Origin of the sequence: Streptomyces sp. NBC_00038 (genome assembly GCF_026343635.1) — a bacterium.
Classification (GTDB): domain Bacteria; phylum Actinomycetota; class Actinomycetes; order Streptomycetales; family Streptomycetaceae; genus Streptomyces.
In genome coordinates this window covers 673,263-687,646 of the sequence record NZ_JAPELQ010000002.1, presented here as the reverse complement: position 1 = coordinate 687,646, position 14,384 = coordinate 673,263, and the positions used below count along the sequence as shown (strand labels likewise).

The 14,384-nt window shown below is 70.2% G+C and carries 13 protein-coding genes; 7 read left to right on the top strand and 6 right to left on the bottom strand.

Going from position 1 to position 14,384, the window contains the following annotated elements; translation table 11 throughout:
• Positions 1–33: 33 nt before the first annotated feature.
• Complete coding sequence (tuf, locus tag OG219_RS46190) at positions 34–1,227, top strand: elongation factor Tu (protein WP_266837491.1); 1,194 nt, start codon at positions 34–36, stop codon at positions 1,225–1,227.
• Here the strand turns inward: tuf and OG219_RS46185 are convergent.
• Positions 1,208–1,588 carry an anti-sigma factor antagonist gene (locus tag OG219_RS46185; protein ID WP_266837489.1) on the bottom strand — a complete coding sequence of 127 codons (381 nt, stop codon included), beginning with the start codon at positions 1,586–1,588 and terminating at the stop codon, positions 1,208–1,210. The two genes, tuf and OG219_RS46185, sit on opposite strands and share 20 nt — an antisense overlap.
• 252 nt (positions 1,589–1,840) lie before the next feature.
• Positions 1,841–2,278 (bottom strand): MarR family winged helix-turn-helix transcriptional regulator, encoded by a 438-nt coding sequence (locus OG219_RS46180; protein WP_266837487.1) that lies wholly within the window; start codon positions 2,276–2,278, stop codon positions 1,841–1,843.
• Between the two features lie 147 nt (positions 2,279–2,425).
• Here OG219_RS46180 and OG219_RS46175 point away from each other — a divergent pair, with 147 nt between their 5' ends.
• Both OG219_RS46175 and OG219_RS46170 read left to right on the top strand, forming a co-directional pair.
• Positions 2,426–3,883, top strand: coding sequence for an aldehyde dehydrogenase (locus OG219_RS46175; protein ID WP_266837485.1), 1,458 nt, complete (start codon positions 2,426–2,428; stop codon positions 3,881–3,883).
• Positions 3,884–3,908: 25 nt separating this feature from the next.
• On the top strand, positions 3,909–5,015 hold the full coding sequence (locus tag OG219_RS46170) for an NAD(P)-dependent alcohol dehydrogenase (protein ID WP_266837483.1): 1,107 nt from the start codon (positions 3,909–3,911) through the stop codon (positions 5,013–5,015).
• Positions 5,016–5,024: 9 nt separating this feature from the next.
• On the opposite strand, the gene OG219_RS46165 is transcribed toward OG219_RS46170, so the two are convergent.
• Positions 5,025–5,975, bottom strand: a complete 951-nt coding sequence (locus OG219_RS46165) for an NADP-dependent oxidoreductase (protein WP_266837482.1) — start codon at positions 5,973–5,975, stop codon at positions 5,025–5,027.
• 70 nt (positions 5,976–6,045) lie between these two features.
• Between OG219_RS46165 and OG219_RS46160 the strand changes: the two genes are divergently transcribed.
• Both OG219_RS46160 and OG219_RS46155 read left to right on the top strand, forming a co-directional pair.
• Positions 6,046–6,993: a GlxA family transcriptional regulator gene (locus OG219_RS46160; RefSeq protein ID WP_266837480.1), complete on the top strand. Its 948-nt coding sequence runs from the start codon at positions 6,046–6,048 to the stop codon at positions 6,991–6,993.
• A 261-nt stretch (positions 6,994–7,254) separates the two neighbouring features.
• Positions 7,255–8,109, top strand: a complete 855-nt coding sequence (locus OG219_RS46155) for a hypothetical protein (RefSeq protein ID WP_266837478.1) — start codon at positions 7,255–7,257, stop codon at positions 8,107–8,109.
• Between the two features lie 7 nt (positions 8,110–8,116).
• Here OG219_RS46155 and OG219_RS46150 read toward each other — a convergent pair whose 3' ends face one another.
• From OG219_RS46150 to OG219_RS46140, 3 genes are all read right to left on the bottom strand, one after another.
• The gene (locus OG219_RS46150) at positions 8,117–8,671 is read right to left on the bottom strand and encodes a TetR/AcrR family transcriptional regulator (protein WP_266837477.1); all 555 of its coding nucleotides are present in this window, start codon (positions 8,669–8,671) and stop codon (positions 8,117–8,119) included.
• On the bottom strand, positions 8,668–9,030 hold the full coding sequence (locus tag OG219_RS46145) for a DUF1304 domain-containing protein (RefSeq protein WP_266837475.1): 363 nt from the start codon (positions 9,028–9,030) through the stop codon (positions 8,668–8,670). Before OG219_RS46145 ends, OG219_RS46150 begins: the two co-directional genes overlap by 4 nt.
• 75 nt (positions 9,031–9,105) lie before the next feature.
• Positions 9,106–10,455: a cytochrome P450 gene (locus OG219_RS46140; protein ID WP_266837473.1), complete on the bottom strand. Its 1,350-nt coding sequence runs from the start codon at positions 10,453–10,455 to the stop codon at positions 9,106–9,108.
• 177 nt (positions 10,456–10,632) lie between these two features.
• Here OG219_RS46140 and OG219_RS46135 point away from each other — a divergent pair, with 177 nt between their 5' ends.
• Together OG219_RS46135 and OG219_RS46130 are read left to right on the top strand one after the other, a co-directional pair.
• The gene (locus OG219_RS46135) at positions 10,633–12,225 is read left to right on the top strand and encodes an oxidoreductase (protein ID WP_266837472.1); all 1,593 of its coding nucleotides are present in this window, start codon (positions 10,633–10,635) and stop codon (positions 12,223–12,225) included.
• A gap of 248 nt (positions 12,226–12,473) precedes the next feature.
• Positions 12,474–14,384, top strand: a complete 1,911-nt coding sequence (locus OG219_RS46130; protein WP_266837470.1) for an ATP-binding protein — start codon at positions 12,474–12,476, stop codon at positions 14,382–14,384.

Below are 14,384 nucleotides of genomic sequence, written 5' to 3'. Positions count from 1 at the left end.
TCGGCGTCACCCAGGTGATCAGGAGGGCTTGCAGTGGCGAAGGCGAAATTCGAGCGGACCAAGCCGCACGTCAACATCGGCACCATCGGTCACATCGACCATGGCAAGACGACGCTCACGGCGGCCATGACCAAGGTGTTGCACGACCAGTTCCCCGACCTGAACCCCTACACACCCTTCGACCAGATCGACAAGGCCCCCGAGGAACGCCAGCGCGGGATCACGATCTCGATCGCCCATGTCGAGTACCAGACCGAGCACCGGCACTACGCCCACGTCGACTGCCCCGGCCACGCGGACTACATCAAGAACATGATCACCGGCGCCGCCCAGATGGACGGCGCGATCCTGGTCGTCGCGGCGACCGACGGCCCGATGCCGCAGACCAAGGAACATGTGCTGCTGGCCCGGCAGGTCGGCGTCCCGTACATCGTCGTCGCCCTCAACAAGACGGACATGGTGGACGACGAGGAGATCCTGGAACTCGTCGAGCTCGAAGTGCGCGAACTGCTCACCGAGTACGAGTTCCCCGGCGACGACGTCCCGGTCGTACGGGTCTCCGCGCTCAAGGCGCTTGAGGGCGACGCCCGGTGGGGCGCGTCGGTCCTCGAACTCCTCGCGGCCGTCGACGAGTTCGTGCCCGAGCCCGTACGGGATGTCGACCGGCCGTTCCTGATGCCCATCGAGGACGTCTTCACCATCACCGGTCGCGGCACGGTCGTCACCGGCCGCATCGAGCGCGGGATCCTCAAGGTCAACAACGAGGTCGAGATCATCGGCATCCACGAGCAGAAGACGAAGACCACCGTCACCGGCATCGAGATGTTCCGCAAACTGCTCGACGAGGGCAGGGCCGGCGAGAACGTCGGGCTGCTGCTGCGAGGCGTGAAGCGCGAGGACGTCGAGCGCGGGCAGGTCGTCATCAAGCCCGGATCGGTGACCCCGCACCTGGACTTCGAGGCACGGGCGTACATCCTGTCCAAGGACGAGGGTGGCAGGCACACACCGTTCTTCGACAACTACCGCCCGCAGTTCTACTTCCGCACGACGGACGTGACCGGTGTCGTGACGCTCCCCAAGGGCAACGAGATGGTCATGCCGGGCGACAACACCACCATGCACGTCCAGCTGATCCAGCCCATCGCCATGGAGGAGGGGCTCAAGTTCGCCATCCGTGAGGGCGGCAGGACCGTGGGTGCCGGGCAGGTCACCAAGATCCGGAAGTAGCCTCGGGCTGGCCGAGTGCCTCGTCCAGGGACGCGGACGGGGGCAGCAGGTGCACGAGGCCGGTCACCTTGAGGATCCGCAGGATCAGCGGCTGGGTGCAGACGAGGTGCAGTCGGCCGTCCCGGGCCAGCACGCGGCGCCTGGCCCGGTACAACAGGCGCAGCCCGGAGCAGTCGAAGAACTCGACCGGCCGCAGGTCGATCACGATCTGCGGTGCCGGGCCGCTCGTCGCGGAGTCCAGGAGCGGGGTGATCTCCACCGCCGCGAGGATGTCGATCTCCCCGTGCAGTTCCAGCACCGTGTGGCCCCGGTGCCGGTGGACATGCAGATGCCTGGTGGGTGGCTCGGGGTCGTACACCACGACGGCATCACCTCCAACCGGCTGCAGAACCACTCCTCGTCGAAGGTTCGGGAGTCACCAGGGGCCGGGGTGACGGCGCCCGTGATCCTAGACGCGACACCGGGGTACTGGTGGTTGCAAAACCGTTCCTTGCCCTGCAAGTTACCCTCGATGGAGTGAATTTCAGCATGTTCGATTGACATATGTCTTCGATTTGCGCGGCGCGTCGCCCTACCGGTTGAGTGCCGGGGTCCCCAATTTGCGGTGCCGGAGTTACGACAGCGCGTGCCAGGCCTTGGACAGCGCCTGGCGGAACTGGTCGGTCTGGTGGGATGTGAGGTCCCGGACCATGCGTTCTTCCAGCTCCCGGACGGGTCCCGCGTACCGCGCGAGCAGGTCGCGCCCCTGGTCGGTCAGCAGGATCAGGAGCTCGCGCCGGTTGCCGGGGTTCCGCTCGCGGCGCACGAGCCCGCGGGTCTCCAGCGACCGCACCACATCGGCCACGGACTGGGCCGTCACGAACGAGTCCCGCGCGAGCTGCGCCGCCGACAGCCCGTCGTGCCGCTCCAGGACGGTGAGCGAGGTGTACTGCAACGCCGTGATCCCCGCCGGCTTCACGAGCTCGTCGAGGTGTGAGCGGACGACGAGCTCCACCTGCTTGACCATGTAGAGCAGCGACGGGGGTGCCTTCGTTGCCTGGGTGACGACCATGGGTTCAGTCTAAGGCATTGACAGGAAACCTGTCTGTAAAGAGACTGCGAACCAGGCGGTGAACCAACAGGAATCCTGTTGGTTGAAATCTTGGCGATCAGCGCTGGGGCGACTGCCGCCGAGACGATCAAGGCTGAGGAGTGGGCAATGACGACCACCTTCGAGAGTGGGCCAGGGCTGCTGTTCATCGGCGGCCAGTGGCGCGAGGCGGCCGACGGGGCGCGTACGGACGTGATCGATCCGTCCACGGGCGGGGTGTTCACGACCGTCGCGGAGGCCGGCGCGGCCGACGTCGACGCGGCCGTACGGGCGGCGCGGGACGCCTTCGACAACGGGCCCTGGGCCGCCCTGAGCGGTCGCGAGCGCGGCCGGGTGCTGCACCGCGTCTCCGAGCTGATCCGTGAGAACGCCGACGAGCTCGCGGCCCTGGAGAGCCTGGACGTCGGCAAGCCCCTCTCCCTGTGCCGGCCCGTCGACGTCCTCACCGCAGCCGACGAGTACGAGTACTGCGCCGCGCTCGCCCAGACCCTGGACGGCGCCACCCGCGACACCCCGCTCAACGCCTTCGCCTACACGCGCCGCGGCCCGCTCGGCGTGGTCGCGGCGATCACGCCCTTCAACTTCCCGCTGATCCTGTCCAGCTCCAAGATCGCCCCGGCTCTCGCGGCCGGCAACGTCGTGGTGCACAAGCCCGCCGACGAGACCCCGCTGAGCGCCCTGTGCATGGCCCGCCTGCTCCAGCGGGCCGGTGTCCCGGACGGCGTCGTGAACGTCGTCACCGGCAGCGGACCCGTCGCCGGCGAGGCGCTGCTGCGCAACCCCGGGATCGACAAGGTCGCCTTCACCGGGTCCACCGCCGTCGGCCGGTACGCCGCGAGTGTCGCCGGTGAGGCGCTCAAGCCCGTCACGATGGAGCTGGGCGGCAACGCGGCACACCTCGTCTTCGAGGACGCCGACCTGGACAAGGCGATCGGCGCGGTCATCAAGGGCTTCGTCTTCAACACGGGGCAGTTCTGCATGGGCGGCCCACGGCTGCTGGTCGCGCGCCCGCTGCACGACACGGTCCTCGGCATCCTCGCCGACGCGGTACCCGGCGTACCGGTCGGCGACCCGCGGAACCCCGAGACCGTCGTCGGACCCATGGCGGGGGAGAAGCACCTCCAGAAGGTCGAGGAGTACGTCGCTCTGGCACGCAAGGAGGGCGCCCGCATCGTCTGCGGCGGCGAGCGTCTCGACCTGGACGGCGGCTTCTACTACAAGCCCACCGTCGTCGCGGGCCTCGCCAACGACTCCCGTGTCGTCCAGGAGGAGATCTTCGGCCCGGTCCTCACGGTGCAGCCCTTCGACTCCGAGGACGAGGCCGTCGAGCTGGCCAACTCCACTCCGTACGGCCTGGCTTCGGGTATCCAGACCACCGATCTCGCCCGCGCCCACCGCGTCGCCGACCGGCTCCAGGCGGGCATCGTATGGATCAACGACTGGGCGATGCTCGACCCCGCGGTCCCGTTCGGCGGGGTCAAGGACTCCGGCTTCGGCCGGGAGTACGGGCCCGAGGCGCTCGCCGCCTACACCAAGGTCAAGTCCGTCGTCGTCTCGCTCGACTGAGCGCGTGCACAAAGGAGTTCGTCCCATGTCCACCACCACTCGCGCGGCCGTGGTCGAGTCCGGGGGAGCGCCCTTCACGCTCGCCGATGTCGAGCTGGACGAGCCCGGTCCCGGCGAAGCCCTTGTCCGTATGGTGGCAACCGGCCTGTGCCACACCGATCTCGGCGTGGCGAGCGGCGGTCTGCCCTTCCCGCTCCCCGGCGTCCTCGGTCACGAGGGAGCGGGCGTCGTCGAGGCAGTCGGCCCTGAAGTCACCGGTGTCGCACCCGGCGACCATGTCGTACTGTCCTTCACCTCCTGCGGCGGCTGTCACAACTGCCGTGATGGGCACCCCGCTTACTGCGCGACCTGGCTGCCGCTGAACCTCATCGGCGGCCGGCGCGCCGACGGCACCAGCACGATCAGCCGCGACGGGGCGCCGCTCGGCGGCCACTTCTTCGGGCAGTCGTCCTTCGCGGAACGGGCGTTGGTGGACGAGCGCAGTCTCGTCAAGGTCGACCCGGACGTGCCACTGGAGTCGATCGCTCCGCTGGGCTGCGGGGTGCAGACCGGTGTGGGTGCCGTCTGGAACGTACTGAAGCCGCGAGCGGGCAGCACGCTCGTCGTCCTCGGCGCCGGAGCCGTCGGCCTCTCCGCGGTGATGGCCGCGGCTCTGACCCCGGCGGCCAAGGTCATCGCCGTCGACAAGGTCGGCGAACGCCTGTCGCTGGCCAGGGAGTTGGGCGCCACCCACACCGTCAACGCGGGCGAGGCCGATATCGGTGACGCGATCGCGCGGCTGACGGACGGCCAGGGCGCCGACGGAGTCATCGAGACCACCGGCAGCGTCGCCGTCCTGCGCAAGGGCGCCGACGCGCTCGCCGCACGCGGCACCCTCGTCGTCGTGGGCGCGCCGCCCTTCGGTACCGAAGTCGCCCTGGACGTCAACGGGTTGCTCTCGGGCAAGCGGATCGTCGGTCTCACCCTCGGCGACAGCGAGACGCAGACGGTGATCCCCGCCCTGGTCCAACTGGTCAAGGAAGGCCGACTGCCACTGCACCGCCTGATCAGCACCTATCCGTTCACGGACATCGACCAGGCGGTGCGGGACATGAGCGCGGGCAAGACGATCAAGCCCGTGCTGACCTTCTGACGAAGGCTGCTAGTCGACGACGAGCACCAGCTTCCCCGCGGTCCGGCCGGTGCCGCCGAGCGCGTGTGCCTCGGCGGCACTTGCCAGCGGGAACCTCCCGGCGATCGAGGCGCGCAGCTTCCCCGCCTCGACGAGTTCCGCGATCGCCTCCATGTCGGCGCGGTCGGCGTCGACGAGCATCCGGACCGCTCGTACGCCGAGCCGCTCGGCCTCCTCGGGGAATTCCGCCGAACCGACCGGAATGATCGAGACCACGACCCCGCCCGGTCGCAGGACGCGCAGCGAGCGGACCGCGTTGTCGCCGCCGAGCGTGTCCAGGACGACGTCCACGTCCTTCACCGCCTCGGTGAAGTCGGTCTCCCGGTAGTCGATCGCCTCGTCCACGCCGATCTCGCGCAGGAAGTCGTGCTTGCCCGCGCTGGCCGTACCGATCACGTACGCGCCCCGCGCCTTGGCGATCTGCACGGCCACATGCCCGACCCCGCCGGCAGCCGCGTGGATCAGGACCCGCTGCCCCGGCTGGACGTCCGCCGTCTCGACCAGCGCCTGCCACGCCGTCAGCGAGACCAGCGGCAGCGCGCCCGCCTGGATGTGGTCGATCACGGCCGGCTTGAGGACGAAGGCGCGGGCCGGGGCGGAGACGTACTCGGCGTGCGAGCCGTGGCCCCACGGGTAGGACAGCATCCCGAAGACCTCGTCGCCGGGTGTGAAGCGGGCGACGCCGACGCCGACGGCCTCGACCACGCCGGAGACGTCCCACCCGAGGACGAACGGCGGCTCGCCGAGGAAGCCGCCGGTGGCGCGGTGCTTCCAGTCGGTCGGGTTGACCCCGGCGGCACGCACCTTGATCAGGATCTCGTTGGCCCGGGGCTCGGGCCGTTCCACCTCGATCACTTCGAGGACCTCGGGCTCGCCGAGGACGTGCTGGCTGATGGCTCGCATGGTGTTCACAGTGCTCATGGTGTTCAGCCTGCCCGGTGCCGCCCGGCAGGAAAATGGCAAGATTGCCAATCTTCGATAAGATCGTGCCATGCAGCATGTGGAACGAGTGGTGGTCCTGGCGCTGGACGGCGTCTATCCCTTCGAGCTGGGCATCCCCAGCCGGATCTTCGGCGCGGCCGACGGTCGCTACGAGGTGCTGACCTGCACCGTCGACGGCCGTCCGGTGCGCACCAACGCCGACTTCTCGGTCTCGGTGGACCATGGACCCGAGATCCTCGCAACGGCCGACACGGTCGTGGTCGCCTCCATGTCGACCCCGGACATCCCGTCCGGGCTTCCGTCCGAGATCGCCGACGCCCTGGCCCGGATCCGCCCGGACGCGCGCATCGTCTCGATCTGCACCGCCGCCTTCGTGCTCGCCGCCGCCGGTCTCCTCGACGGCCGCCGCGCCACCACCCACTGGCAGGTCGTCGACCGCTTCCGGGCCGACTATCCGCAGGTCGACCTCGACCCGGACGTTCTCTTCGTCCACGACGGCCGGATCCTCACCTCCGCGGGCGCGGCCTCCGGAGTCGACGTCTGTCTGCACATCGTGCGCACGGACCACGGCAGCGAACTCGCCAACACCGTCGCCCGCCGCTGCGTCGTCCCGCCGTTCCGGGACGGCGGCCAGGCCCAGTACATCGAGCAGCCGGTACCCGAGGCCGGGGCCACGAGCACGGCCGCCACCCGCGACTGGGCGCTGACCCGGCTCGGCGAGCCCCTCGCCCTGGCCGACCTCGCAGGGCACGCCCGGATGAGCCCGCGCACCTTCGCCCGCCGCTTCAACGACGAGGTCGGCCTGAGCCCCGGCCGCTGGCTGATCCAGCAGCGTGTCGTACGGGCCCGGCACCTGCTGGAGTCGAGCGACCTGTCCGTGGACCAGATCGCCGGCCGGGTCGGCTTCGCGACGGGTGCCTCCCTGCGCCAGCATCTGCACGCCTCGATAGGCGTCTCGCCGCAGGCGTACCGGCGTACCTTCCAAGCGGCCCGCTAGGACCTGTCCGGCCGATCACGGTGGAGGAAAGCAGCGGTGCCTTGGTGGTGCCGGTGAGCGGGGTGTGGTGCGTGCAGCTGCAAGGCGGAGGAGGGAGTCGACGCGGAGCGTCGGTGACCGACGACAACGCGGCAGATGTGCGTGCCACACCCCGCGTCTCCGCCGTGATCGGCCGGACAGGTCCTAGGCATCGAACGATCACCGCCACTGCTGCGTCGGAGGAGGGAACGAGGGAACGGCAGTCGGCGGACAGGGGTGGGGATGCGTCAACGGATCGCGGCGACGGTGATGGTGCTGGGGCTGGCAGTCGTGGGGTGCGACGAGGGGGTGCGCGAGGACCTCGTGGTCACCGGAACGCCGCCGGCCACGCCGTACGCCGGGCGCCTGGACCTGCCGTTCAGGGAGAGCGCCGACGGCAGCGAGCGGGAGGCCGAGGAGGGTTCGGGTGCGGCCGGCCGGGCGCTGGAGTGCGACGGTGAGATCTACCGGGGGAGCGGCGGCGATGGCTGGGGCAAGGGGGAGGGAGGGTCGACGCCGGAGGAGGGACTGAATGCCTTCTTCGACATGGACCAGTCCGAACTGCCGGATCACGGTTACCGGATCGAGCGCGAGCAGGGGGACCGTGTCCTGTTCTCGTACGACGTCGGTGGGAAGACCAAGGTCGCCGTCGTCGTGGCCAAGGACCAGCCGGACCGCCCTGGTTGGGGACCGGAGACGAATGCTTCGTGCGACCCCGCCGAACTCCCCGCGAGCTTCACCGACTCGACGTCGGAGGAGATCTGGACCGACAGCGGTGGCCACCGCGTGCCCACCAGCGTGCTGTCCAGCTTCGCGGGTGCCGAGCACTGCGGCTGGGAGAGCGCGCACTTCCTGGGGGTGGGCGGTGACAAGGACATCCGACAGTACGTGCGGGATCCGCAAGGGGTGCTGGAGAGCGAGATGCTCACCTCCCCGTACGACGGCGACGTCCGCATGCCCGCGGACGCGCACGACACCGGATACCGCTACAACGACTGGCATCTCTGGCTGACGGACGACAAGGCGACAGCGTACGTACGTACATCCGATGGGGTGGAGGCGTGGCCCGAGGCGAAGGAGTTCGTGGCCTGCAAGTAGGCCGGCGTCACCGGCTCCGGTGCAGGGCGACGAGCAACTGCCATACCTGGTGGGCGACTTCCTCGGCAGTGGCGTCGAGCAGGCCGTGCAGCCAGTCGGCCAGGACCCCCGCGAACGTGGCGGCGACGGCGGAGGCGACGAGCGGAGCGTCGGGCGCACCCACAAGGGTGCGCTCGGCGAGGCTGCGGGCGCGCAGGTCCCGGTGCAGTACGCGGCCGAGCGGCCCGCCGCCGCCCGGGCTCAGCAGAGCGCGGTAGAGGGTGGCGTGCGGGGGAAGCCCGGCGAAGAACGCGAGGAGGGCGGGCGGCGCGGACACCGGATCGGGCCGACCGCGCCACGCGTGCAGCGCGTCCACGGCCTCCCGTACGACATCGGCGCAGGCGTCGACGGCCAGCGCCTCCAGGTCGGCGTAGTGCACGTAGAAGGTGGCCCGGCCGACCCCTGCCCGCCGCACCAGGGCGGCGACGCCGACCTCCTCCAGCGGGTGCTCGGCACACTCCTCGAGGAGTGCCTGCCGCAGTTTCGCTCGGGTGCGGGCGGCCCGCGGGTCCTGTGGAGTCACCGCGCGATCAGGACGGCGGCCAGAGCGAGCGCGCCCGGCAGCGCCTGCGCGAAGAGGATGCGCCGGTTGGCGGTCACGGATCCGTACACACCGGCGACGACCACGCACACCAGGAAGAAGACCTGCACACGGAAGCCGGTCGGATCCGCGGCGATCAGCCCCCACACCAGGCCCGCCGCGAGAAACCCGTTGTAGAGGCCCTGGTTGGCGGCCAGCGGCGCGGTCGCCCGCGCCATCTCCGCGTCGAAGCCGTGCAGACCGCGCCCCGGCTTGCGCTCCCACAGGAACATCTCCAGAACCAGGATGTACGTGTGCAGCGCGGCCACCAGGCCCACCAGCACGTTCGCGACCGTTTCCATCGTCGGCAATCCCCACTGCTCAGTCAGGCAAATCTTGGACAGGTGTCCACTATAGCTGGACACCTGTCCAAGAAATTACGCGGCTGCCACGCGAGGGCTCGCCGTCATCAGCAGGGTGCTCGGTCGTACGGTGGCCCGGGCCACGGGACGGACGGTCTGGCCGGGGGCGAGCTCCAGACGCCAGTCCCGGACGATCGTCGCGATCGCCGTGGTCAGTTCGGACTGGGCGAAGCGGTCGCCGATGCACTTGTGCTTGCCGGCGCCGAAGGGCAGGAACGCCCCCTCCGCGAGTCGTGCCTGGTTCTCGTCCAGCCAGCGGTCGGGGTCGAACCTGAGTGGATCCGGGAAGAGTTCGGGGTCCCGGTGCAAGGCGTGCTGGCAGTACGCCAGCTCGGTTCCGGCCGGGATCTCCCACTCGCCGATGCGGGTCACGTCCAGAGTCCGGCGGGTCACCAGCCAGCCGGTGTGGTGCAGGCGGAGGGCCTCCGTGATGACCCGGCCCAGGTAGGGGAGCCGGGTGAGGTCCTCGAAGGTCACCGGGCGGTCCCCGAGGACCCCGTCCAGTTCGGCGTGGACCTTCTCCCCGACCTCGGGATTGCGGGCGAGTTCGTACAGCACCCAGGACAGGACGGACGCCGTGGTCTCCGTGCCGGCCACCGCCAAGGTCAGGATCTCCGAACAGATCTGATGACCAGTCAGCGTTTCGCCGGTCTCCTCGTCCTCGGCGTTCAGCAGCAGGGACAGCATGTCGCCGGTGTCGCGGCCGGAGTCGCGCAGCTTGTCCACCGCCCCGCCGATGGTGGCCCGGACGGCGTCGCGGGCGGCGGTGAAGCGCCGGTTGGCGGGCAGCGGCAGGCGCTCCGCCCAGTCCGGCAGCATGATCCTGGTGCCGACGCCGTTCATGACGACGGACAGGTCGCGGCGCAGCTGGTCGAACGCCTCCTTGTCGATGCTGGAGGAGAAGACGGTCGCGGCGAGCATGTCGAGGGACAGCTTGACCATCACCTCGCGCACGTCGAGCACCTCGCCCGGTTTCCAGCCGGCCGTCGTGGCGGTCACCTGCTCACGCATCAGGCCGACGTACCGGGTGATCTCGGCGTGCCGGAAGGCCGGCTGCAACTGGCGGCGCTTGCGGACGTGTTCGGAGCCCGCGGCGGTGACGACACTGTCACCGAGCAACTGGCCCATCTTCTCGAAGAACCGGCCCTTGTCGAGGGTCGGTCCGAGGTCCACCAGCATGGTGCGGATGAGTGCGGGGTCGTTGACGACGATCATCGGCTTGGGGATACGGATCTCGACCAGACGGCCATAGCTTCGCAGCGAGGCGATGAAAGCGAGGTTGTCGCGCATGAGGGGGGTCGCGTGACCCAGCAGCGGGAGCGAACCCGCCGCCTTGGGTATGGGGGGAGGCGCAGTGATTGTCACGACGGCTCAGTGACTCCTCTTCGCAGTGATCATGGCGCTGAAATGGCTTCCCTCCTTGCCCCCGGCGCCATACGTGTCGTTCGCCACTCGGCCGCCGGGCTTGCCGCGGCCCGGGTTGCCGCGCGCGCCTGCCGGGTAGCGATGCAGCCGTCTTCTGTAACTGGAGAGGGAGTTGACGTGTCGGGCAGCCTCGCGCCGGCTGGGTGGAGCGGGAGTGAGCGGGGGATGTGGGCCGCTTTCCGCAGGGGGGAGTGGTACACGGACGGGGGCGAGGTCAGGGCGTCCGTCGTACGGAGGCTGCTGCTCGCACCGCCGCCGCCCGAGCCGGGACATCTGCCGCGGCTGAGGCTCAGGGACGTGCGGATCACCGGGCGGCTCGACCTGGCCGAGGCCGTCGTCGCGGGCACCCTACGGCTGCGCAACTGCCGTTTCGAGCACGCTCCTTGCCTGGACGGCGCCTCGCTGGGCGCCCTGGAGATGCGCGACTGCGCACTGCCCGCCCTGTCCGCGGTGGGAGTGACGATCGGCGGGAAGTGCGAGATCGCCGGGTGCCGGGTCGAGGGGCCGATGGATTTCTACGGCGCCTCGATCGGTGGCACGCTGCAGGTGGAGAACAGCCATCTCACCGGTCGTGGTGAACGCCGAGGTGAAGGGGCCCTGCAACTGGTGTGCGCCACCGTGGGAGGTGACATCCAGGCAGGCTGGGGGCTGCGCGTCGACGGCTGTACGGACCTGCGGGACACCTCCGTACGCGGCAGTGTCGTACTCAAGCGCGCCGAGCTGATCAACCCGGAGGGGAACGCGCTCAAGGCCAACAGGCTGCACATAGGCGGGGACTTGAACTGCCGCGGCGGGCTCGTCGCCGAAGGCACCGTCGACCTGTGCGACGCGCGGGTGGGCGGCGGCGCCCTCTTCGAAGGGGCCTCACTCGCCGCGGAGCACGGACCCGCCCTGCGCGCCCACGGCATCGACGTGGGCGCGATGTTCAACTGCTGTGACGGATTCACCGCACGCGGCAGGGTCACGCTCAGCAGCATCACCGTACGCAGCCGGGTCTGCTTCCAGGACGCGGTCATCGACGTACCGCCGGGGACCTCCGCCCTGACCTGCCGCCGCTCCACCGCCTCCGAACTCGCCCTGCGCCCCCGGGAACCCGTGCGCGGCACCGTCGACCTCAGTCACACCCGGGTGACGATACTGCGCGGCGCACCGGACAGCTGGCCGAGCGCGGTCCGCCTCGAAGGCGTCCTGTACGACAGCCTGCTGCCCCAACTCCCGGCGGAGCAGCGGCTTCCCCTGCTGGCCCGTGATCCGGAAGGCTTCACCCCGCAGCCGTACGAGCAGCTCGCGGCCGCGTACCGCCTGCACGGCCACGATGCCGACGCGCGCACGGTGCTGCTCGCCAAGCAGCGGCGGCTGCGCGGCACACTGCCGTGGCCGGGGCGGGTGTGGAGCAGGCTCCAGGAGGTCACCGTCGGATACGGCTATCGACCGATGCGCGCCGTGTGGTGGCTGTGCGCGATCATGCTCAGCGGAAGCCTGCTGTTCACGCGATGGCCTCCGCGAGCGCTCGACCCGGGTAAACCTCCCCACTTCCAGGCCGCCATCTACACCTTCGACCTGGTGATCCCGCTCGTCGACTTCGGGCAGGAGGAGGCGTTCAGCCCCCGTGGCGGGCTGCAATGGGCGGCTGTAGTGCTCGTCTGTCTGGGCTGGCTGCTCGCGACGACGGCCGCCGCGGGCGCCAACCGGATGCTCCGCAGATCTTGACCTCGCCGGGGGGCAGGGCAGCACGGGCGCCGATCAGATGGGGAGACTCTGCGCATTCCTGTCGGAGCGTGACCGAACACTCACCGATATGGGAAGGGGAGTTGATCGTTTTGATCTCGGACCAGATAAGCTCCCCTGCGGCGTTGCGAGTTGAAGCGAACACACTCGGTCGCCTCGCGCTGCGTGCCCGGCACGCACCGCGCCTGCATACCCCCCCTGTTCGATCGTGTTGCTTTCGAAGGATGCAGATGGAACTCGCCACTCCGCCCCCGGCGGCGCGGGCACCGGTCGCCTGGTACAGCTGGTGGCTGATGCCGCTGGCCTTAGGTGCCGGAACCGTCACCGCCGTGGTCGTGGGACCCGACCAGACCCAGATACCCGCGACCTTCGCCGGTGCCGCGGCCACCGCGGCAAGTGCCGTCTGCGTACGGCTCCTCGTCCGCGCCCAGCTCCAACTGCGCCGGAACTCGGGCGACTTCCGTGCCTCGCAGGCCGAGCTCACCCAGCAGTGGCAGCAGCACGCGTCAGGCCTGGAGCGGAAGTTCGCGGCGGAGCACTCCGCGTGGGAAGCCCAGCTGACCGAGCAGGCCCAGACCTATGAGGGGCGGCTCGCGGAGGAGACGCACGCCTACGAGGCGCGGCTCGCCGAAGAGACACACGCCTACGAGGCGCGGCTCGCCCAGCAGATGGAGGCCTACGAGGCCCGGATCGCCGAGCAGACCGCGGCCTCCGCGTCCACGCTCGACGCGCAGACCGAGGTCTGGCAGGAACAACTGGCCGGGCAGCGGGCGGCGGTCGCCCTCCTCGCCGACGAACAGCTGCCCCAAGCGCTGAAGCGGCTGCGGGCCGGCGACGCGATCGACGACCTCCTGCCCTCCGTCACACAGTGCGCGGAGGTCGGTCCCGACCTGCAGGCCGAGCTCCGCAAGGTGCTCAGGACCGCGCTGATCGGCGTGGAGCGGGAGTTCGACCGCTCCACCTCGGCCGAACAGGCCGTGATCAGCATCGGCAGCCGCATCCATGTGCTGACCAGCAAGCTGCGCGGGCGCCTGCACGAGATGCAGGGCGAACACGGGCGACTGCCCGCGGTCGCCCAGGGCCTCATGGAGCTCGACCAGGAGATCGGCCCCGCCGACCGGCTCGCCGCCAGCATCGGTGTGCTCGGCGGCTCGGACCGCCCCGGACGCCAGTGGCAGGAGCCGCAGCGCCTGCTCAGCGTGGTCCGCGGCGGTATCGGCCGCATCAAGGACTTCGACCGCGTCCAGGTGCGTCACCTGCCCGAACTCGGCGTCGACGGCGGCCTGGTGGACCACCTCACGCTGATCTTCGCCCACCTCCTGGACAACGCGGCGCGCTATTCGCCGCCCACCGAACCCGTGGTCGTCTCCGGCAAGGAGGTCCCCAACGGCGTCGGCATCGAGATCCAGGACGCGGGCAAGGGCCTCAGCGAGGAGAAGAAGCAGGAGGCCACCCAGGCGCTCGAAGGAACCGCGGCGGGCCCTGGCCTCGGCGGTGTGTCGGAGGACGCCAACCTCGGTCTGCGCGTGGTGGGTTCACTCGCCCGCCGTTACGGAATCCGGGTCACCTTCGCGGACTCGCCCTGGCTCGGCACCTCGGTGGTCGTCGTGGTCCCGCACAAGTACTTCAGCCAGCTGCCCGCCGCCGTCACCGAACCGGCCCCGGCCGCCGCGGTGACCCGCGAGCCGGTCGAGGCCGAGCCCGAGACCGCCGCCGAAGACGCCGTGGACACCACGCCCGGCGGACTGCCCCGGCGCAGGAGCCGGCGGAACGATCCGCCGGCGCAGTCGGCGCGACGGGCCTCCGCCGAGCGGACGGAGGAGACCGTGGCCGCCGTACCGCCGGACGCGTCCTTCACCGGCCTCGCCGCCTTCGCCACGGCCGGACGCGAGAGCGACCCGCCGCACGCGACGACCACGGACCTCGAACCGGCGACCGTCGGCGAGACGGCCACGGACCTCGAACCGGCAACCGTCGGCGAGACGGCCACGGACCGCGAACCGGCAACCGTCGGCGAGACAACCGCGGAACGCGAACCGGCAGCACTCGGCGACACGACCGCGGAACGCGAACGGGCCGGCCTCGGCGGGACGACCGCCGGGCGCGAGTTCAACGAGCACCGCACTGAAGAGAGCGACTAG